Raw genomic sequence first — 20782 nt, forward strand, 5'->3', positions numbered from 1 at the left:
GGCTTTGAGGGTGAGGAAACTCACCCTCCTTTTTGGGACAGGGCTTCGGCCCTGCCTCATTCAACCGTAGCGCCACTATAAGACGAGGAAGTCATGCCCGAATACACATTGAATCGCAACCACCTGCATCGCTCCACGCAGGGTTTCACCATCAAGTTTGAAAAAGGCCGACCGGTCCACGTTCCCCCTGCATGTGAGCGCGAAGTTGTCGCATTCGGCGCAGAGCGCGTCGACGGTGACAACCCGGATGTGCTCGCCCCAGAGAATGTGGATGATCCGACTCCTGTTGGCCAGGATCGCGAAGCCATTCTGTTCGCAGCATTCGAACAGATCGTCGCCGTAAACGACTCGAAGGACTTCGGAGCTGCCGGTACGCCGAGCATCAAAGCTGTCGAGCGGCTGGTTAAGTTCGGCATCGACAAGAAAGAACTGCTCGAAGTCTGGCAAGCGTTCCGCGCATCCAAGGACGAAGCACAGTGAACTCCAGTGAGCTGTACGACACATTCAGATCGGACGTGTCCGATGTAGCGAAGCCCTACCTCTGGTCGGACGATGAGGTGTTTCGCTACATGGACGCGGCCTACAAGATGTTCGTGCGGCTCACTGGTGGCATCACCGACTTCCTTTCGGATGCCACGCTGATCGACATTGTCGCAGGGGAGAAGGTGGCAGACAGTCACCCCTCCATCCTGCGCATCCTCCACGCTGAGCGTGTGAGCGACGGCAACCCGCTCAGGATCGTCAATACGACAGACTTGAACTCGGTCACGCAGAGCGACTACGGCAACGTGCGTAGTCTGGTGAATGATAGAAGTGTCGGTGCAGTGCACTCGATGATCATCGGTCGCCAGAAGGACAAGGTTGAGTGGGCTTCGATCCCCGTTGAGGATGATCAAGCACAGCTCTCAGTGTTCCGTCTACCGCTCGAAGACATCTGTGGATTCGATCACGACTTGGCTGAGGTGGATGAGATGCATCACATCTACCTGCTCGACTGGATGAAGCATCTCGCTTACAAGAAGCACGATGCGGAGACGTACGACGTGAACAAGTCGACGCATTGCGGTGACGAGTTCAGAGCTTACTGCTTGCAAGCGAAGGGCGAGCTTGAGCGCCAGCGCTACAAGGTTGGAGTGGTTCAATATGGCGGCTAAGAATCTGACGATCACGCAGGGCAAAACTTTCAGCCTTGTGCTGAGATGGGAAGCCCCGCCAGTAATCTTCAAACCCATCACAGGGGCCACACAGACAGCTCCGGTGAACCTCACTGTGGCCGCTCACGGCGTGCCTGAAGGCTGGCGCGTAGCCGTCACCAACGTCAAGGGCATGACCGACATCAACGCCCCTGCGAACGAGGTCAAGGACAGCGATTATCACCAAGCGACAGTGATCGACGCTTCTACGATCCAGATCAACGACATCAACGCAGCAGGCTTCAAGCCCTACGTCAGCGGCGGCTACATCCAGTACAACACCCCTGTCGTACTCACCGGCTTCACCGCACGCATGTCGATCAAGGATAAAGTGGGTGGCACCGAGTTGCTCTCGCTCACCACCGAGAACGGCGGCATAGCTATCGATCTCGTGCGCAGCACTATTTCGCTGACGATCGCGGCCCTGGCCACAGCCGCACTGACGTGGAAGACCGGGGTCTACGACCTCGAACTAGTCAGCGGTGATGTCACCCCAGTAGTGACCGCGCTGCTGACAGGTAAGGTCACAGTCACGAAAGAGGTGACGACGTGATCCCAGTCGGCCCATTCCACGACGTGTATTGCCGCCTGTTGAAGATCGTCTTCTATAGCGACCTGCACGGCACGCGTTTCATGCTGGCACTGGCCGAAGCAGTCTGGTCAATCACCCTGTTCATGCCGGGTGACACCTTTGCTCGCCCAACCTACGCGGTCATGAGACAGGTCATGGTTGAAGAGGCATGGGCGCTCGTGTTCGCTGTATCCGCCGCAACACAGTTGAGCATTCTGATCCGTTGCGAGTACCACACCGCCTTCGCCACAGCCTTCGCCGGTTGGAACAGCGTGCTGTGGAGCTTCGTGGTCATCGCCATGTATCTCAGCGTATCTCCACCCCCTGCAGCAATCTCTGGTGAACTGGCGCTTGCTGTCGGTGCTGCCTGGGTGTGGGTGCGCTCCGGGTTGAAACTCAAAGGTGTTAGGGCGAACGACTATGGCTGCTGAGGCCGAAATCATGACCTATGGAACCTACGCTATCGGGGGCACGGGTATCGTCAGTGTGGTGATACTGGCGATTCGCCACCTCGTCTTGCGCATCAGCCGCGACGCGACCACTGTCGTGCAGGACTCGACGCAGCGTGAGCAGATAGGGAGCCTGCGTGAAGAGATAGGCAGACTGGAAGTCCTGGTACGTGCGCAGTCACATGACATCGCTCTGATGACTCAGCAGTTGATGAAGCTGCGCTTTGCCTTCATCGACGAGCAGGCCGCTCTGCTGCGCATTCTAAACGAGATGAACACCATCGACGACCCACTGGTGAAGGCGCGTATCAGCGCCGAGATTGAGGCTGCGAATCACCGTCGCATGGCCGTGATGGATCACGTCATGGAGGTGAAGCAATGAAGCTCCTGGTCCAACGTGAATTGTTCAGCGACAAGACAAGCATAGGCACCATGTACGTCGATGGTGTGCGCGAGTGTTATACGCTCGAAGACCGTGATCGTCACCTTGAAGAAGGAGGCGAAAAAGTATATGGGGAAACGGCTATACCTCGTAATACTTACAAAGTCGTTATCACCTACAGCAATAGGTTCAAGCAGCCAATGCCGTTGCTTGTGGATGTTCCGCAGTTTGAAGGCATCCGTATCCACCCCGGTAACACGGCGGAAGATACGCATGGCTGCATCCTCGTTGGGGTCGGTATCGGGAATGACCGGCTGTACAACTCGCGGCAAGCCTACGAGCGCCTGTTCAACAAGCTCGAAGCAGCAGAAGCACTTGGTGAGGAGATCACCATTGAAATCCGATGAAACGCCCATTCAGATTCATCGACAGGGAGATTCTTCTTGCCCTAGCGCAGACTGCCCTGATCGGGTGTTTGCTTGTTGGCTTGGCGGTGACTGCCGCAAAACTGGCAATCTGGATGTCCTGTTTGGCTGCGCCGTCGTGTCATACGTGGCGCTGGTGAGTTGTTTGGCATGGGCTTGGTATGAGACGTGGCGATGAACTGGGCAGAGACACTTCGGACGGCGGCAATCAATGGGGCGAAGGACATTGCCCGGCACCCGGTTCGCATCACGGTCCTGACGACGGCGATCTTGATGACCTTGGAAGTGTCGCGCTGGAGCATGTGGTTCGCAGTGGGAAACGCAAGGCCGGGGTTGGAGATTGCGGCGATTCTGGCCGCTGTACAAGCACCTGTGACGCTCTTTGCCGGTACGGTATTCCGTGCGTACATCGAGAGTCGGAAGGATGAATGATGAACCCGATGGTGATCCAGTTCTTCAAGTGGGCGCTGCCCTACGGCGTAGTCTTCGGGCTAGGCTTCTGCGCGGCTTGGTACGTTCAGGGGTTGCACGTGAGCAGCCTGAAGAACGACGTGAAAACCGAAAAGCAGCGCTACAAGACACGGGAGCAGGCCATCATCGATCAGAAGCAGATCGAGAAGGACAAGCAGCAGAAATTAAACGAGGAGACAAGCAATGACTGGCTCAAGAATCTGGATGCTCTGCATCAGTGCTACAAGTCTGGCCGCTGTGGGGTGCGCCCCAGTGCCGGTGGTATGCCCTCCGGTGGAGTATCCGCGCCCTCCAGCCGAGCTAATGAAACCGGGGCCGGCACAGTACCTTCTGCCGACCGAATTGCAGCGGACTGCGCCGAAGTCCAACTGATGCAGAACATGCTTCAAAGCTGGAACGAGAAGGTAAGCAAATGATTGCAACCTCGCCAAGCTGGCGAATACTATCTCCGCATCGAGGGGTAAGCCTTGGCCACTCTGACCGTTGACCGTTATCTCGACGCCGCTGCTTGCACGGCGGGCGAAGCCTTTACGCTCAACGGCGGACGGCTGACGATCCGCACAGACACACGCTGGCACGCGAACAGCCCGGCCTCCATGACTGGCAGCCTCGGCAGCGTCACGATCTCGGCAACGCTGGGCGGCGGCTACACGATTGACGGGCGCAACGTGCGCTGGATGGCCTACGACGCAGGCAGCGGCAACGTGCCGGCAATTGGCACCACAGTTACGGGCGGAACCTCGGGTGCATCTGGCTACCTGCTGGGCGTGTGGGCTTCCATGACCGCAGCCCCTACCGCAGTGGGTGCAGCGATGCCTGCCACGGGCTTTCTCAAGTTCCGTGAGGTTACGGGCGCGTATGTCGATAACGATGTCCTGTCAGGCATCGGCGCAACGGCCAATGGGGCGGATGCGGTCGGCTGGCTGGAGGTTGTTCATGACCAGGCTATCGCCATCACAGTCCCACGGCTTGGTGACTTCACGGTGCGCGGCGATTGGTTCGACCTCGGCACCACGACCGGCGCGGCAAACCAAGTCGTTCAGATTCCCACCAACGGCAGCTCAACCTGCTACGTGCCGGGTATCTGGATCGCCAACGTCGCCAGCCCGACGACCGACGACGACTACGATTTCTACCCGTCGATTTACGCGGCGGCGATGATTACAACCAACTTCGGCACAGACGCCCGAAGCAAATTCGTGTGCATGGAGACTACTGGCGCAATTCGCATCGGGCACAACGGTACCGCCTCCGTTTGCTACGTGCCGCCGGCTGGGCGAAAGATTCGCATCCCCAACGTGTTCGGTCGCCAGTGCGCGACGGGGACACGCGCTACCAGCGCCATCCCAAACGCCACGGCAGCCACGCGGCCAGACTTCACAACAACCTCGGCAGGCGCTATCGACATCGAGCATTTCGTGACGGACTGGTATCTCCTGTTCGCGCAGCCGTACGCTGTCAAGATGCACCACTGCGCCACGTTCGACTACATCAACGTGAGCGAGTGCGCCTCGGCGGTCAATATCTACGACGGCGGCAATGGAATCAGCCAGACGCTTGATGCCCGAACCGCAACCTTTACCTCCAACTTTGCCGGCGGCGATGTGCTCAAGTGGGATTCTCCACGGCATCAAGCAGGCACAACCGACCACGCCTTTGAAATGGTCTATTGCTCTGGCGACTGGAATCTCGACGTTCGCTCGGGCATCGTGACCTACGCTAGATCAACGGGCCTGCCGTTTCAATTCACGCAATGCAGCGGCATCACCGGCACCTTGCAGCAGTTCAACGGGCCGGTGGCATTTACGACCTGTTTCGACTGTCACCTGCAATTGGTGGATCACGTTGATCGCTACGTCGGCGCGACCAACACCACAACCGGCGTCTATGCCGTGGTTGTCAGCGCCTCGTCGGCACGCATCACGGTGGATGCAGTGACTTTCGGCATGGGCGGTGCAATCGCCAACTGCCACCCGTACCTAGGCGTATTCAACTGCGGCCAGAGCGAGGACATTACATTCCGCGGCCTCGGCAGCCGTGCGGCGTTTGCTGCTGGCGGCAGTGCGAACCAGCCGGCCTACATCTTCCTCAGCAGCGGCAACAACCGGCGAGTTAAGGTGCAGCGCTGCTACATGCTGCCAACGCGGACGGGCGCAATCAGTACAACGAACTCCGACAAAGGCAACACCTACGAGCACGTTTATGGTGACGTGGCTGACACGATGACCATCGCTGACCTGAACTCGTCGGTCAAGAACTGCGGCGGTACGAATACCACAACCGGGCAGGCGTCTGTCTATGGCACGCACTTCTGGGATGCCTTTACCTCTGACACGGCCGGGCGTGTCATCTTGAGCCTCAACGAGCCGACGACGGAAACCTCCGGCTATTACACCGTCGTTTCAGGTACGCCGAAATTCACCTCGGCTGGAAACCTTGTGCTGGCGACTGTGGGCGATGAAGTCATTATCGAAAGCAGCTACTTCGTCAAGGGCTGCACGGCACTGACCAACACTGCGCCGATTGTCACAGGCACGAACGTTACGCATGTGAGCGGCCCGGATTGGGGCAACCACGATATTTACTACCAGATCGACACCGGAAGCGGATACGGCGGCACATGGAAAGACCTGACAGCAGCGAACTTGAGTGGCGAAACCATCTCGCCCGCTACGGGATTCCGGCCGAAATACCGGATTGTCTGCGACACGACCTCGACGACCAACCTGCTGACCTACATCCGCATTGCGACGACGAGCACGCTGGCAGCTCAGACGGATAACTTGTATCCGCTGGACGTGACTACCGTTACCTTCACCGGTCTGCCGTCCGGTTACGACGCCGTGGTATTGACAGCAGGCACCTCGACGATTCTGGCGCAGGTGGATAGCGCCGCCGGCACGACCTACGGCTACACCTACGAAGGCACGCCGACCGTGGATGTCGGCTTTATCAAGCCGGGATATGTGCCGTACTACTTCCGCAACCTCGCGCTAGGCGCGGCAGATTCAAGCTTGCCGGTGACACTGACACCGGATAGGAATTATTTGCCATGAAACCAATCAATGGATTTTCAAAATACCTGATCGCCGAAGACGGTACGGTCGTCGGCCCGCGCGGGCACGCGATATCCCCGCACCTGAACAAAGGGATGCTGGCGGTAAAGATACATAACGACGCTGGCAAACGCATAGCGGTACCTATCCATCGCGCTGTTGCCGAGGCGTACATCGGACTGCAAAGAGGCTTGCGCGTTCGCCACAAAGATGGTGACACGCTGAATAATCGTATTGAGAACCTTGAGATTTATTCGCCGACGCCCACGGTTGAGCAAAAGAAAGCAGCAGCCAAGGCGCGTAATGACAAGTACCGCGCCAATGGTGGAGAGCGCGTAAAAGCGCTTCGCTATGCGGCCGGCAAGGCATTCAAAGAGCGACTTGCGAACGACCCGTCCTACGCGGACAAACGCGCCGAAGCGCGACGCAAGGCAATAGAAAACACCCGGCGGTGGCAAGCAGCCAATCCAGAAATGGTTAAAGCCCATGCGCGAGCCGTCAGGCAACGCAGGCCACATCTTGAGGTGGCAAAGGTTCAGCGCAGGAACGCGGCGAAATTGTGCCGGGCAGTAGCGTGGGCCGACAAAGAACGTATCAATCGGATATATCACGTTGCTCGCCGCATAACCGAAATTACCGGGATTCCGCACCACGTCGATCATGTGATCCCGTTACGCGGCGAGAAGGTTAGCGGGCTGCATGTTCCTGAAAATTTATCGGTCGTTGCATACGACTACAACTGTTCTAAAGCCAATAGGTACGAGGTCTAATCATGGCGAAAATTACAAGCAAGTCGCTTTTGAACGTCGGCACGGAACTGGTAATCAATGAGCCAGCTCGAACGATTCAGTTGGTTGCTACCGGCAACCTTGTCGCAAAAGACGGCGTGACGTGGCAAGCGCTATACTCGAAGATCGTAGATTTGTGGGCAACGGCGTCATATCAAGATAGCCCAATGCCTTTCTACGCGATTGACGCGCTATCAGGGCAGTTTCAGATTGGAACTGACGGCGCGACATTCAGCGGCTGGAACTTCGATAGCGACACCACGCGCAATATGCTGCGCGATGGCGGGTGGGCCGAGTACAACAGCGGCGGCACAAAGACTGCCGAGTACGTGGGTGCAGTGGGCCTTGGTTCGATCACCCCGGTGACGACCTGCCAGCCGTACTATCACCTCGCCTCGACCGATGCGCCGATCAACTTCCCTTTCACCGACCAGTTCAACGTCGGCGTCAAGGTCTATGACAACGTATCACTGGACAAACGCACCTACTTCAAGGCGTTCATTCGTGAGTACGGCAAGAAGTTCAAATCCTCAGTGCTGGCGGATACCGGTTCGTCAGGCACCGGCCCGTTCAAGCAGAACTTCCTTGTCTCGAACGAAGACGACCTGAAGCTGACGACCTTGCTTGGCTCGGATGCTACCGCCGCAGACGCAGCTATGGCCGGGGCGCCTTACTCCGGCATCACTGTGGCGTACTACTCAGCCAACCAGACGCGCACCATCGCAGGTGTATCGCGCAACTTCAAAATCATCATCGAGGGCAACGGCGGCACGTTGGAGCAGATTTACGCCAAGGTTCAGTATCTGCTGCGCCAGAACGCCGATATCAACACAGGCGGCACCGCCGGCACCAAGACGGGCAAGATTCAGGACGAACTACTGCGTTTCGTGGGCGACACGCTGGTGACTTCGCAGTCGGTCTATATCGACGACGTTCTCTCGGCAGACAGCAACCGGGTTGAGTTTTACGACGACAGCAACACACTGCGCGTCAATAACTACACCGCATCGGGCGCAATGGCATTCAACAGCGTGCTGGTCGGTGCAGGGTCAAGCTATCGGCTGATCTACACGACCACACCGGGCGGCGACGACTACGGCGAGGCCACTGCGATTACGGTCAATAACGCAGCCGGAACGCCAATCACAGGCACGATCAGCAGCGGGTCAATTTCCTTCGACTTCGACTGGAACGGCAACACGCAGGGCGGGTTCTCTGGCGGCACGGTACGCGACGTTACGCTGATCGGCATTCGTCCGGGGTATGGAAAGTTCGCTGTGGCAACCGGGCAGATTACGCAGAGCAAGTCGATTGCGCTGTCACTGGTCGCAGAAGCTGACCGAGTATATGCCTGATGGCAATTACGATTGATCCGGCAAACAACCGGATTATCCTCGACTCGGCCAGCGTCACCGCCAAGGACATTTTCAGGGCGTGGGCGGATTGGGCATTGCTTTCCGACAACCTCAAGTACCTGCCAGCTTTCAGCGCGACAGGCGGCGACGATCTCGGCGGCGGCTTGTCGATCCCACCTTACTTCTTCCTGCTCAACGGCTGGCGCGTGCGTCCGATGGAGTCAAGCCACAATTTGACGATCACCGGCAACCTGTTCGTTGATGGCGGCGGCGTGCCGGTTGTCTCGACGCTCGGCACGTTCCAAGTCAACGTGAACTACACCGTGCCGGTACAGGCGCAGGGGATCAGCACGTCGGGCAGCACGGGGCCAACTGCTGCAGAGATAGCTGATGCCGTATGGGCCAAGGTGCTGCCATGAGTACTGCTGGGGCAATCCTCGTCGGTTTGTCTGGGCTGACTGGGGTCAGTGCAGGATCACACCTGCTTGCTATCACAGCAGGTAGTGGCCCAGGCACGCCGTACCCGGTGCTGGTATCTCAGTTCACCGTGGTCGTTGAAGAGCCAACCCACACGATATTGCAGACGAAGTTCAAGGACGCTCCTGAAGAAGTGCGACCACGGAATCCGATTCGTAGATCAGTGCCGGCTACCTCGGTCGAGTTCATCGCTACACAGGAGGCCTTGCTGTTCGTGCGCCTCGGAAGCGACGAGCTATCCATCGTGGAAGAGCAGGGTGAGTTCGTGACGATCACCGAGGTGCTACAATGAAAAACATCAGCGTTGTCACTGAGGTGCAAACCTTCGTCGTCGCAGCGGGTGAGCAGGGGCCACCTGGGCCTGCTGGTGCGAATGGGTCAAGCGGGAACCTTGAACCTGTCTCTGTTTACAACTTTGGTAATCCTGAAATTGTATTTACAAAAGAAGGTGATGTGGTGACCAACGATGCTACATAAAAATATTCCAGTTGAAGATAGACACGCCACGCACAACTATGAGTATGCGAATGCTGCTGCTCGCACTGGTGCGACGGGGTTTCAAAGTTCCGATTTGCATAAGCTGGCCTTGCAGCTAGATGATGGAACTTATTGGCGCTTGGCATCAACCACCCCCACCTGGGTTGCTTTTGGCGCTGCTGGCCCACAAGGACCGGCTGGCCCTGCTGGCCCTGCTGGCCCTGCTGGCGATGGGGCAGGGGATATGCTCAAGTCTGATAATTTGTCAGGGTTGGCCAGCTACCCTGCGGCCCGTACCAATCTCGGCCTTGGTAACGTAGACAATACGAGCGATGCAAACAAGCCTGTTAGTAGCGCACAGGCAGCGGCTGACAGCGCAGCACAAGCCGCTGCCATTGCTGCTAGTGCACCATCTGCCCACGTTGGTGCTGGCGGAGCTGCACATGCGTTGGCGGTGGCGTCTGGTGCAGCGGGTTTCCTGAGCGGCTCTGATAAAGCGAAACTTGACGCGACCAGTGGTACAAATACGGGTGATAATGCGGCCAACACGAATTACACCAACGACTACCGAGCAGCGAATTTCGTGGCGGGTACTAATTACCTGGCACCGGCAGCGATTGGCGTAACCGTCCAAGCATACGACGCCGACACCGCAAAGACTGACGTGGCGCAGAACTGGGTAGCCTCGCAACGCAGTGCAAACATCCCTGATAACGACGGATCGTTTGACCTCTCTGGTGCAGGGAACAACTACGCGAGTGCCCCAACCAGCGCAGTCGCTATCACGTTCACCAACATCGCCGCCAATGCGGGGAAATCCGGATACATCACCCTCACGAATGGAAGCAACTACGCCTACACCGCACACACGAATACGAAGATTGCAACGACTGACCTAGCCAAGATTGTCGTCAGTGGTACGTATGTCCTTCCGTATCTGTGTGATGGAACGGATGTTTTCATCCTGGGCGTCTGGACGAAGCCATGAGCGTTCTGGCTAATTCCAATGTAATTGGTTCGGGCACCTCCGGCATAGACACCGGCGACATCGGGCATTCGCTTCGGTTTCGTGGTGCGCAGTATTTGAATCGCACCCCCGGAGGAGCAGGTAGTCGTAGGATACTAACCTATTCAGCTTTTCTTAAAGTGTCCCCCAGTGCAGCAATGCAGCGGATTTTCGTGGGAAACGATACAGGGTCAAGTGTATTCAACATCGCAATCAACGCGAGCAATCAACTTGAAATTGTTGACTTCAGTGGTTCGTATCAAATCAGAGGCATATCCACGCGATTGTTTCGTGACCCAACAGTGCACATACACCTTGTCGTAGCGCTTGACACCAACCAAGCAACCTTCGCCAATGCTGTCAAGGTTTGGGTCAATAATGAACAGATTACGTCTTGGGGTACAAGCACGTACTCCGGTGCTCACGATATGCAGATGAACGACACCCGTATGCAGGGTATCGGTGTATATCTTGGCGGTGGCGTTCCAGTATCAACCTTTGACTATTATGGGGGCTACCTCTCCCGCATCTGCTTCGTAGATGGTCAAGCACTGACTCCGAGTTCCTTCGGCTACCTCAACACCGAAATCAACGAGTGGGTTAGCAAGTCACAATCCGCAGTCAAAGCTGTTGTCGATGCTGGTGGTACGAACAGCTTCATGCTGGACTTCGATGATGCTACGTCGCTCACCACGCTCGGCTATGACAAGAGTAGCAAGGGCAACAACTGGACGCTGAACGGATTCTCTCTCACAGCAGGAACAACCTACGATCACATGCTGGATGTGCCGGGGAATTCGTATGCGACGTTGAATCCATTGCAGTACAACCCATCCAACATTGCTGCTGGCAATCTGCAATTTACGTCATCTACTACCTTGTGCGCACGGGGCGTTCCTGATCTGCTCTCGTGTGGAAAGTCCTATTTTGAGTACCCATCTGCCGGTGTTAATTACATGGGATGGGGTGTTCAAGGTGGAGGTGCAGTAGCTTCTGCAAGCATGGGTTCTGTCTCTGCGGAACTGTGGGGTGTATATAACACAGGTTCGATGAACACCATTTACAACGGGTCTAGTGCTTCTTTGGGTATCGCTCCTCCTACTGCTGGCGGAGTTCTTTGCGTAGCGTTTGATGCTGCGACTGGTAATTTATGGCTCGGATACGCAGCTTCTGGAACTAGCACACCAACTTGGATTGGCGGGGGCGATCCCGCCGCAGGGACTTCCCCATCAACAACCGTAAGCATAACCAAACCTGTGTTTCCTCACGCAGACATACAGGGCGGAGGAGGCTCGCAGACTTGCACCTTCAACGCTGGTCAGTATCCATCGACAGCAAATTCTGCATTTAGAACTGACGCGGGTGGCTTCTTCCATTGTGTTCCGCCAACCGGCTTCAAAGCACTCTGCCAAGCGAACCTGCCAGATGTAGCGATCAAGAATCCGAAGGCGCATTTTGATGTGCTGACGCACACTGGCAATGGTGTTCAGGATCGTGCAATTACTGGCTCGCAATTCGACCCTGATTTTGCGTGGATTAAGAATCGTGGTGTATCTGCTACGCACGTTCTTTTTGATAGAGTCAGAGGTGGGGACAAACAGCTATTCTCTAACCTGACTAACGCAGAGCAAACAAATAACGACATAACAAATGGGTTCGCAACTGGCGGAATAATTGTAGGCGACAACGTAACTGGTACGGGTAGTACAAATCAGAATACGAACACCTACGTTGATTGGCTCTGGAAAGCAGGTGGCGCACCTGTTGCCAACAACGCAGGCAGCATTACCTCACAGGTATCCGCTAACGTGGATGCTGGCTTCTCGATTGTTACGGCTACGCTATCCGCAGCAAACGGCACTGTTGGTCACGGTCAAGGTAAAGCGCCCAAGCTGATTATTGGCTTTAAGCGTAATGGAGTGAGCAGCCACCCCATATACCACTCTGGCCTGACAAGCGCTGCCAACGTGATGTATCTCGATACCACTGCCGCACAAGCAGCAAGCGCAACGACTTGGAACAGCACTCCCCCGACATCTACGGTGTTCTCAGTCGGAACCGGCCTTACAGGGGATTGGGTGTTCTACTGCTTCGCCGACATCGAAGGCTACAGCAAGGCATTCAGCTACACAGGTAACGGCAGTGCTGATGGGCCGTATGTACATCTAGGGTTCAAGCCTCGGTGGATTCTGATTAAGCGGACAGACAGCACAGGAGACTGGCTGATATTCGACACCACGCGGAACACGGTTAACGTTATGAACCTGTACCTTGGTGCAAACCTATCTAGCGCAGAATTCTCTGATGGGGCGCTGGATACTACTGCTAACGGCATGAAGTGGCGCACTACGGGAGCAAGCGCAAACGCAAGCAGCGGCACCTACATCGGCTTCGCGATTGCCGACGTGGCTGGTAAATACTCACTAGGACGATAACTATGTTCATCGACAACGACACAAAACTGCGGGTCAATATCAACTCCCCGTACAAGGGCTTTTCCCGCCTCGAAACGCCTGAACAACGAGCCGCGGCGAACGTGGTGGAGATTGCTGATCCGGCACGCGGCGACGAGCAGTTTTACTACAACACGGAACAGAACGACGCGCCGTATCTGGTCGTCACGCCGAAGTCAGTTGAATCCATCCGCGAAATGCTGAAGTCCAAGGTCAAAGCCATGCGCGACCAGAAGGAAGCCGAAGGCTTTATCTACATGACCAAGCCTTTCGACAGCGACGAGCGCAGCGTGGCGCGGATCACTTCGGCGGCACTGACGGCAATGGCAGTCGGCCCGACCTTCACAGTCGACTGGACTGCGGCGGATAACTCCATCGTTACCCTTGACCAAGCCGCGATGCTCGGTATGCCTGCTGCTCTTGCCATGAACGCCAGCGCACTGCACTCCGCAGCCAAGGCACACAAGACCGCAATCGACGCTGCTGATTTCGAGACACTGACGACTTACGACATCAACGCCGGGTGGCCTGTGTGAGACAAGTTCTGATTGCCATTGACCAGTTGCTGAATACCCTTGTCGGCGGGTATGCCGACGAGACTGTATCCGCTCGCGCCTACCGTAAAGGATGGAAGCGGCGAGAAGCGTTCATCAACTGGATATTCCGTGATCCGAACCACTGCCAGGATAGTTACAACAGCGAGCTACTGCGCTCGCATCTGCCGAAAGCGTATCGCGCTCAGCAATCGAAATCTGATAAACTCTGATAAGCTCGAAAGGACACATCATGTCAGCTCTATCCAATTACCTCGAAAACAAATTGATCGATCAGATTTTTCGCGGCCAAGCCTACTCATTCCCAGGCACGCTGTACTTCGCCCTGTTCACCGCAACACCGAGTGATACGGGTGGCGGTACCGAAGTCTCGACCACGGGTACCAACTACGCACGCAAGTCCGTCGTCGCCTCGCTTGCCAACTTCGCTGCTACGTCTGTTCCGGGAGGCATCGCTGTTTCAGCGGGTACTGACGCAGTAACTTCGAACAACGCATCGATTGTTTTCAACGCGCCGACAGGCGGTACGAACTGGGGCACGATCACCGCAGTGGGTGTGTTCGACGCAGCGACGGCGGGGAACTTGTTAGTGTGGGGTACGTTGACCACGCCAAAGACGGTGAACAACGGAGACGCAGCCCCTAGCTTTTCCACCGGAGCATTCGTATTCACGTTGGATACGTAAAATCCTATGTCGATTGTATGGGTAAGCCCGTCCAGCACGGCTAGAACGGAATACTCGTATCTTCGGTCGGTACTGATCCACTCCGCTGGAGCAGACGAGCGGTACCACAGCATCCATGCGCGAGGTGCATCGGTAGCCGCCCATGCAATGTCGTTCGATTTCTCCAGCGGCTCGCTGACTTCGAACGGCACAACAACTTCCGTCCCCCCATACGGAAGTGGGGAAAACTCATCGACAAATAACTTTTCCACTAAGTTGTCAGACGGAAGGTTATTTGTCGGCGGCTCTTGGTGGAACACAGGGTCATACGATGAGACCACGTATCTAGGCACCTACTCGTCGGGTACCAATACATACTCGTGGGTGCAGTCAACAGATTTACCAGCAGCGATGGCTTGGGGAGGTGCTGGCGATTTCAATAACGTCAATTCCTGTGTCACCTTACCTGATGGAAGAATCTGCGTTTGGAGCAACCACGGGAATTGTCAACTCGGCACAGTTTCTTCCAATACGATCACCTGGGCAACATGCACTCAGTCTGGGTGGTCTCAAGGTGCTGGGTGGGAAGGGTGGTCTTATGATGTCCTCAACGATGGGCGACTGATCGCTGTAACCTCCAACGGCACTTACTATTATCTCGGTGTGGTGAGTGGGGACACCATCACGTGGACAGCGGCAACAACAGTTAATTTGCCAAGTGAGTTCGGCAAGCGGGTCACGCTTCGAGTATTTCCTAACAGGGTTATCGGCTGTTCCGTTCTAAAGACATCCACGGGTTATCTGACCTCCGGCCATCTACAAGAGATCACGGTATCTGGCGATACACTTACTTTCTCAACATTGTGCGATAAGCCCAGTGCCCTTGCATCGTATGACGAGATATTTGATTTATTCCAGTTGCAGAGTGGCAAGCTGGTATTGGTATCTAGCCGTGCGAATGCTAACACCACAGATGCTATTTTCATCGGACAAGATGCGGCAAACTTAGACAGCTACCCGACCGTCACCAGTACGGTTACGGCGGCGCTTGATCCAGGAATCTTTGCCGACTTATCGGCTTCTAGTACTGCGCTTGCAACTCTCAGCGACTCGTTGATTGCTCTTGAGGCAGCGCTGTCGTGCTCGCCACCCTCATTGATTGCGACGTTGGATGGTCGCTTCTACGCAGCACTATCTGCCACACAATCGATCTTTGCTGATCTGACAGACTATGTTCCACCAACAGCGTATCTGGCAGCACAACTTAAAACACAGAGCGAAGTATTTGCAAGACTATCGACGGGTGTAGGTTTTTCCGCGAGCCTGACATGCGCTTCCACCGCCGAGTCATCGCTGTTAAGTCAGATTCGCATCGCAGCAAATTTGTCAGCACAGGCAGCGCTCACAGCGGATGTTGTAACTCAGATCAGGCTGGCAGCAGCCCTCGATCAGCTATCGACACTCGTCACTGAACTGACCACACAGATCACCATGGAGAGCGATCTCTCCGCTGCAGCGTCCTGCCGTGCGTATCTCATTGTGCCAACACCGGAAGAGATGCAGCAGTGCTACGTGCTGACCCCAGAACACGCAGAGGTTTGTTATGGCATTTGAAGATGATGGGAAGCTGATCTTCCCCACACGCGACGGTATCCTCGGCACGGCAGAAGAGAACCGGATGATCAGACACGTCGGTGGCCCTAATGGCATTCGCAAGACCGTCGTACCTGAACTGAACGGTGATGAGAAGATGCTCGTCACTCGTAGTGGCATGCCAGAGATCACGGTGAAGAAGAAGGTCACCTCTCCGGGCATCAACCGCACCTTTGTCTTCAGCCACATTGGCGACACTATTGGCATCGTTGCCAACCGCTACGGTGGTGGGCTGAAAGTGCTCATCAACAACCTGGTCATCGGCCCGTGCAGCTATGCAGTGGGTGTGCTGCGCACAGGGACACAGGGCTTCTGGAAAGATGTGCTGCGACTAGACACCACGACGCTGAAGAACAACGGTGTCACCCCGCCCACTACACTGGTAACGACCACCACTCCGAGCTACGACAGATACGTAGTGCCCTATGTCGCCACTGACGGTGCCTATCACCCGGAGGCTACTGGTGATAGCACGCGCTCCACGGTGTTCTTCGGAAAGTGTGCGCCGTCAGGGCAGGGCGTGTCCTCAGTATCCACGACAGGTACAGAGAAGAGCTTCCTGACAGCGACGGGTTCCTATGACGATATGGGTAGTGCAGGTGTGCGTTCAGCAGACGACACCTTTCATTTCTACATGGCGCAGCCAGACACAGACGGTGACAATATTTTTGGTGTTGCTTGGTCGTGGTCAAAAATTCAGACCACACTCGCTTCCCCCTATCTCAGCCAGATTGGGAGCGGTAGCGGCTCTCACTATATGCTATGGAGCTACCCATACTTGGCGTCTCAACAGTACTGCGTTGTATTTACTGGTTCTCTATCACGAGGTAGCAGTAGCGGTGCAGCCACTATCCAGTTCCCCGGCACAGCTTACAAGACCAAGGGTACAGCGACGATGGCGGCTGCACCTGTCTCTGGCTATAACACAACGACCGTGTGGTCACAGATCGCGTCAACGATAGAGGCTGTGTTTGTGGAAACTGCACAACCCTATCCTGATTTTCCATATATACAGGGCAGTTCTTCGAATGACACCGTTGCTACAAGTCAGACGAACACACCATCTACTGTGACAGGTTATACCGGGTCGTCTATCCCCCTTACGCTGAACTCATCGCTCGATATAACCTACGCGGCAGATAGGCGCAGCGAGGTTAGGGCTAGGCACGTTTATCTGGGGACGACCTTCGCCTCTCCAGTCGGTAGCAGCAGCCAGGTCAGTGCGACATCGACAGTTAGGGTGACGCTCGACTCGGCTATTGGAAAACTGTATGACAGTACGACGGCGGTGATCGAAAACTTTAATGTGCTTAATCAGCAAGTGCGGGTGGCCTCCCCGGAGTTGTCACCGGGTCCAGGTTCTGAGGAAACGAACTGGTTTGAGAGTGAGGCTGCGGCAAGCGCATATGTTGATTCGATCAATAACGCACCCGCTGTATGGGACAACCGAATTCCGAACTATGCCGTGTCCGTCTTGTCGGGTAATCACGGTACAAGCTCCACCACATTTGAATGCACGACGCGTGATTTCGTCTTTGCTGATGTCGACGACGGGGTGACCCTCGCGCTTGAATCCAAGCTCAACTACGTTGTGGTGAACAACTACGTCAATGGGGTGAATACACCTACCGTCACCAAGAAGCTTCTGGTGGAGTACGTCTTGTCGGTTCGCGGCAATCGCTACACGTTCGAGGTATTCAACGAAGACCTTGACGACGAGCCGGGGCTGCTGATGGGTTCTGTCTATGAAGGCGATGCGGGTCTGAACCTTGGCGGGGGTACCTATCACAAAGTGTATCGGCCACCACCGATCCTGGCCCCACCGTTCATGTCGCAGGGTAACTGCCCGTACATCGCCTATACGACACGGGTTGAGGAGCTGCAAGGGGCAGTGCCTCAGATGTATGTCGACTTCACTCTGAAGGTGGTACAGCCAAGTGCGTGGACGGGCATGGACAACTACGGTGGGATGGTGACGTTCATCCCGTTCCAGTTCCAGAATGTATATCAGCGGTATATCGGCTCGGCCCCTTACTACACCGGGCCTGGCCCCGCCACACGGAACGTGGCACTATGGGATAGGCTATTTTCGACCCCTTTTAAGGTACAATACGCCAACGGTGTCAAGGGGGTTTGGCAGAGCCAGCTTGGCGCAGGTTTCACCGGCTATCCGGGTATGGAGATTACTCGCATATGAAGACGCAAGCCCTTGCCCCGTTTCTAGGTATCAACAACAGGAAGCCTGACTTCTCGTTGCGCGTGGCCACGTCCACCATGAATGGTCAGTACCTCCGCAGCGCAGATAACGTGGATGTGAACAACGCTGGCAAGCTGCGCCGCATTGACGGCGCTACCCGCATCGCCGCCATGGCGAACCCGCACAGTCTCTTCGCTGACAGCTTTGTCGTGCGCTCTGCCGTGCTCTATTCGATCACCCTTCCGACATATGCAGAGACCATGCTGAAGGTGCTCACGAGCGACGCAGCGATGTCCTACGTCGAGGCGAACGGCAGCACCTACTACTCGAACGGCACAGACTCAGGGCGCGCGACAAGCGGTATTGTCTACCCCCTGGCCTTGCCCACCCCGGATGAGCCAACGATCTCAATCACAACGGGTGGACTTCTTCCCGGTCGGTATCAAGTCGGTGTGAGCTACAGCAACGCCACCACGGGCGAAGAGGGTGGTATCAGTGCGTCAAGCAACATCGAGCTGACGACCACGAGCGGTATCCACGTAGTGCTACCTGCGGCGACCACTGGGGCCACTCACGTCAACATCTACCTCTCGGATGCGAACGGCTCGGTGCCGAAACTGGTGACATCTGTTGTCACAGGTACGGCGAGCTACGACTGTGTTGCTCTCGGCACTGGTCGCGAGTCCAATGGTCGGTTCGAGGAGCCACTACCGGCAGGCACCTTGTTCATGTCCAACGGACGCTTGTGCAGCTTCTCTCAGAACACGGTCTTTGTCGGTCTTCCGTACCGCCATGGCTACTATCTGCCAGCTAGTGGATATATCCCATTCCCGGCAGATGTTACGGTGGCTGTAGAGAATCAGGGTGGAACATTCATCGTGGCTGACAAGAGTTACTGGTTCCCTGGCGACCTGGGGGCACCGAAAGAACAGGTGGCCACCGTGCTGCCGTATGGCGGCGTCGCCGGTACTGCATTCAAGATGCCTGATAGCAGCATGTGTGGGTGGTTCGGTGATAAGGGTTTCGTCTTCGGTGCGACCTCTGGTGAGGTGGAAGCGGTGATGACTGAGAACGTTGACCTCACTCCGCCGCAGTCCGGTTTCTCCACGATCTACGAGACGACGGGCTACTCCCGCGTGATGAGTTGCGGGTGGACGGTGAACCTTGAGAACAAGGCTGCGACAACCTATAGCGTGCCATTCACCTCTGCATCTGGTAACTACGTCACGCGCTCTGATGGAATCTATCAGATTGACAGCGAGGCTGCTGTCGATGCGTCAATCGGATTCGGCAAGATGAACTTCGAGACTGAGGCGAAGAAGTCTATCCCTGCTGTGTACCTAGGCATCGATGCGAGCGACCAAATGATGCTCACAGTGACTACGCCGAATGGCACGAGCTATGAGTACCTTGCGCGTAGCAGCAGCGAGGATTTGAAAATTCAGCGCATTGATCCGGGCAAGGGCTTACTCGAAAACTGGTTCGATCTTGCGCTGACAAACACAAACGGTTCAGCTTTCACCATGGCTTCCATCTCATTCGGGGCCATCGCCTCTTCGCGGAGAATCTAATATGCCGTACACACCTACCGATATCATCACAGTATTCCCCGGTACGTACACGCCGGGTGCTGAGACATCTCTCAACGCCATGGCCGACGTTATCAACGCAGCGTGGAACAAGGCCGGTGAGAAGGCATACGACTACGACGCGAAGATTGCTGCTGCGACCACCGGCTGGCTGGATGGCGCAAGCGCACCGCACATCACGGCATCGACAGCAACAGCGCCGACTGTGACTGAGCCAGCTGTCACGATTCCATCCACGGTGAACGTCACGGATGTGATGACGCTGTTTGACACCAAGTACCTTGAATTGGTGGCGCTGCTTTCCGACAAGTTTACCTATTTCCGCACCACCTATTTTCCGAACGACTCGGCTGACTATGCCGCTGTCGATGCGTGGATTCAGGCAGGGTTAGCCGACGAGAGTGGTCTCCCTGCAGCAGTGCGTGCCCAGATGCTCACCGACGCGAGCGATGCGATCTATGCCGACGCAGCTCGTGCTTCGGATGCAGTGCTGCAGACTTTCGCTGCCATGCGGTACCCTATCCCGCCCGGTGCTGCGGCAAGTGCTGTGCTTCAAATCCAGCAGAAGGCTCAAGATGGTGTAGCTGAGGCTGGGCGCAAGATCACTGTGGCTTCTGTCGACCAGCTTCGCTTCGTCGTCGAGAAAGCGGTCGGTCTGCGCCATGAGGCGATGGCTGACGGTATCGCTTACATCCAGGCACTGGCCTCTGGCCCCGACATGGCGAGCAAGCTGATCTCTACCGGCTACGACGCACAGAGCAAGCTTATCTCAAGTGCCTCCCAGTTCTACAACGCACGCACTGAAGCTGCGAGACTCACTGCAAGCGTCAGTCAGTTCAACGCCAGCGCCACACAGGAAGCTGCCACGAAGAATCAGGTGTCTGACCTGACCCTTATCGAAGACAAGCTGAAAGCACTTCTCTCTGAAGCACAAGCACTCGCCACCATGGCGACCAGCCTCTACAACAACGTCCACGCGAGCGCAGGTACTGGCTACAGCGTAGCTGCATAATCGGAGAACA

23 protein-coding genes are annotated in these 20782 nt (G+C 56.0%); all 23 read left to right on the forward strand.

Annotated features, from left to right (window positions below; all coding sequences use genetic code 11):
* The first annotated feature begins 93 nt into the window (after positions 1 to 93).
* The 23 genes from IPL32_17750 to IPL32_17860 all read left to right on the forward strand — a co-directional run bounded on the left by IPL32_17750 (position 94) and on the right by IPL32_17860 (position 20772).
* Positions 94 to 480 carry a hypothetical protein gene (locus IPL32_17750; protein MBK8467662.1) on the forward strand — a complete coding sequence of 129 codons (387 nt, stop codon included), beginning with the start codon at positions 94 to 96 and terminating at the stop codon, positions 478 to 480.
* A complete protein-coding gene (locus IPL32_17755; protein ID MBK8467663.1) occupies positions 477 to 1154 on the forward strand; it encodes a hypothetical protein in 678 nt (225 codons plus the stop codon). Before IPL32_17750 ends, IPL32_17755 begins: the two co-directional genes overlap by 4 nt.
* Entirely contained in the window at positions 1144 to 1746 is a 603-nt protein-coding gene (locus IPL32_17760) for a hypothetical protein (protein MBK8467664.1), read from the forward strand. The genes IPL32_17755 and IPL32_17760 overlap by 11 nt, the downstream gene beginning before the upstream one ends.
* A complete protein-coding gene (locus IPL32_17765; protein MBK8467665.1) occupies positions 1743 to 2195 on the forward strand; it encodes a hypothetical protein in 453 nt (150 codons plus the stop codon). Before IPL32_17760 ends, IPL32_17765 begins: the two co-directional genes overlap by 4 nt.
* A complete protein-coding gene (locus tag IPL32_17770) occupies positions 2185 to 2595 on the forward strand; it encodes a hypothetical protein (protein ID MBK8467666.1) in 411 nt (136 codons plus the stop codon). Before IPL32_17765 ends, IPL32_17770 begins: the two co-directional genes overlap by 11 nt.
* A complete protein-coding gene (locus IPL32_17775) occupies positions 2592 to 3002 on the forward strand; it encodes a hypothetical protein (protein MBK8467667.1) in 411 nt (136 codons plus the stop codon). The genes IPL32_17770 and IPL32_17775 overlap by 4 nt, the downstream gene beginning before the upstream one ends.
* A 179-nt stretch (positions 3003 to 3181) precedes the next feature.
* On the forward strand, positions 3182 to 3448 hold the full coding sequence (locus IPL32_17780) for a hypothetical protein (protein MBK8467668.1): 267 nt from the start codon (positions 3182 to 3184) through the stop codon (positions 3446 to 3448).
* Positions 3449 to 3907, forward strand: a complete 459-nt coding sequence (locus IPL32_17785) for a hypothetical protein (GenBank protein MBK8467669.1) — start codon at positions 3449 to 3451, stop codon at positions 3905 to 3907.
* A gap of 51 nt (positions 3908 to 3958) precedes the next feature.
* Entirely contained in the window at positions 3959 to 6547 is a 2589-nt protein-coding gene (locus IPL32_17790) for a hypothetical protein (GenBank protein ID MBK8467670.1), read from the forward strand.
* Complete coding sequence (locus IPL32_17795; GenBank protein ID MBK8467671.1) at positions 6544 to 7317, forward strand: HNH endonuclease; 774 nt, start codon at positions 6544 to 6546, stop codon at positions 7315 to 7317. The genes IPL32_17790 and IPL32_17795 overlap by 4 nt, the downstream gene beginning before the upstream one ends.
* Positions 7318 to 7319: 2 nt before the next feature.
* Positions 7320 to 8690, forward strand: coding sequence for a hypothetical protein (locus IPL32_17800; protein ID MBK8467672.1), 1371 nt, complete (start codon positions 7320 to 7322; stop codon positions 8688 to 8690).
* Complete coding sequence (locus IPL32_17805) at positions 8690 to 9109, forward strand: hypothetical protein (GenBank protein MBK8467673.1); 420 nt, start codon at positions 8690 to 8692, stop codon at positions 9107 to 9109. Before IPL32_17800 ends, IPL32_17805 begins: the two co-directional genes overlap by 1 nt.
* Positions 9106 to 9459 (forward strand): hypothetical protein, encoded by a 354-nt coding sequence (locus IPL32_17810; protein MBK8467674.1) that lies wholly within the window; start codon positions 9106 to 9108, stop codon positions 9457 to 9459. The genes IPL32_17805 and IPL32_17810 overlap by 4 nt, the downstream gene beginning before the upstream one ends.
* Positions 9456 to 9644 (forward strand): hypothetical protein, encoded by a 189-nt coding sequence (locus IPL32_17815; protein MBK8467675.1) that lies wholly within the window; start codon positions 9456 to 9458, stop codon positions 9642 to 9644. Before IPL32_17810 ends, IPL32_17815 begins: the two co-directional genes overlap by 4 nt.
* Positions 9634 to 10632: a hypothetical protein gene (locus IPL32_17820; GenBank protein MBK8467676.1), complete on the forward strand. Its 999-nt coding sequence runs from the start codon at positions 9634 to 9636 to the stop codon at positions 10630 to 10632. The genes IPL32_17815 and IPL32_17820 overlap by 11 nt, the downstream gene beginning before the upstream one ends.
* Complete coding sequence (locus IPL32_17825; GenBank protein MBK8467677.1) at positions 10629 to 13085, forward strand: hypothetical protein; 2457 nt, start codon at positions 10629 to 10631, stop codon at positions 13083 to 13085. The genes IPL32_17820 and IPL32_17825 overlap by 4 nt, the downstream gene beginning before the upstream one ends.
* 2 nt (positions 13086 to 13087) lie before the next feature.
* Positions 13088 to 13639 (forward strand): DUF4376 domain-containing protein, encoded by a 552-nt coding sequence (locus tag IPL32_17830; protein ID MBK8467678.1) that lies wholly within the window; start codon positions 13088 to 13090, stop codon positions 13637 to 13639.
* The gene (locus tag IPL32_17835) at positions 13627 to 13869 is read left to right on the forward strand and encodes a hypothetical protein (GenBank protein MBK8467679.1); all 243 of its coding nucleotides are present in this window, start codon (positions 13627 to 13629) and stop codon (positions 13867 to 13869) included. Before IPL32_17830 ends, IPL32_17835 begins: the two co-directional genes overlap by 13 nt.
* Positions 13870 to 13889: 20 nt before the next feature.
* Positions 13890 to 14342 carry a hypothetical protein gene (locus tag IPL32_17840; GenBank protein ID MBK8467680.1) on the forward strand — a complete coding sequence of 151 codons (453 nt, stop codon included), beginning with the start codon at positions 13890 to 13892 and terminating at the stop codon, positions 14340 to 14342.
* Between the two features lie 147 nt (positions 14343 to 14489).
* On the forward strand, positions 14490 to 15935 hold the full coding sequence (locus IPL32_17845; protein MBK8467681.1) for a hypothetical protein: 1446 nt from the start codon (positions 14490 to 14492) through the stop codon (positions 15933 to 15935).
* On the forward strand, positions 15925 to 18171 hold the full coding sequence (locus tag IPL32_17850; GenBank protein ID MBK8467682.1) for a hypothetical protein: 2247 nt from the start codon (positions 15925 to 15927) through the stop codon (positions 18169 to 18171). The genes IPL32_17845 and IPL32_17850 overlap by 11 nt, the downstream gene beginning before the upstream one ends.
* Positions 18168 to 19742 carry a hypothetical protein gene (locus tag IPL32_17855; GenBank protein ID MBK8467683.1) on the forward strand — a complete coding sequence of 525 codons (1575 nt, stop codon included), beginning with the start codon at positions 18168 to 18170 and terminating at the stop codon, positions 19740 to 19742. The genes IPL32_17850 and IPL32_17855 overlap by 4 nt, the downstream gene beginning before the upstream one ends.
* 1 nt (position 19743) lies before the next feature.
* Positions 19744 to 20772, forward strand: a complete 1029-nt coding sequence (locus IPL32_17860) for a hypothetical protein (protein MBK8467684.1) — start codon at positions 19744 to 19746, stop codon at positions 20770 to 20772.
* The last annotated feature ends 10 nt before the right edge of the window (positions 20773 to 20782 follow it).

This window comes from Chloracidobacterium sp. (assembly GCA_016711345.1).
Lineage (GTDB): Bacteria > Acidobacteriota > Blastocatellia > Pyrinomonadales > Pyrinomonadaceae > OLB17.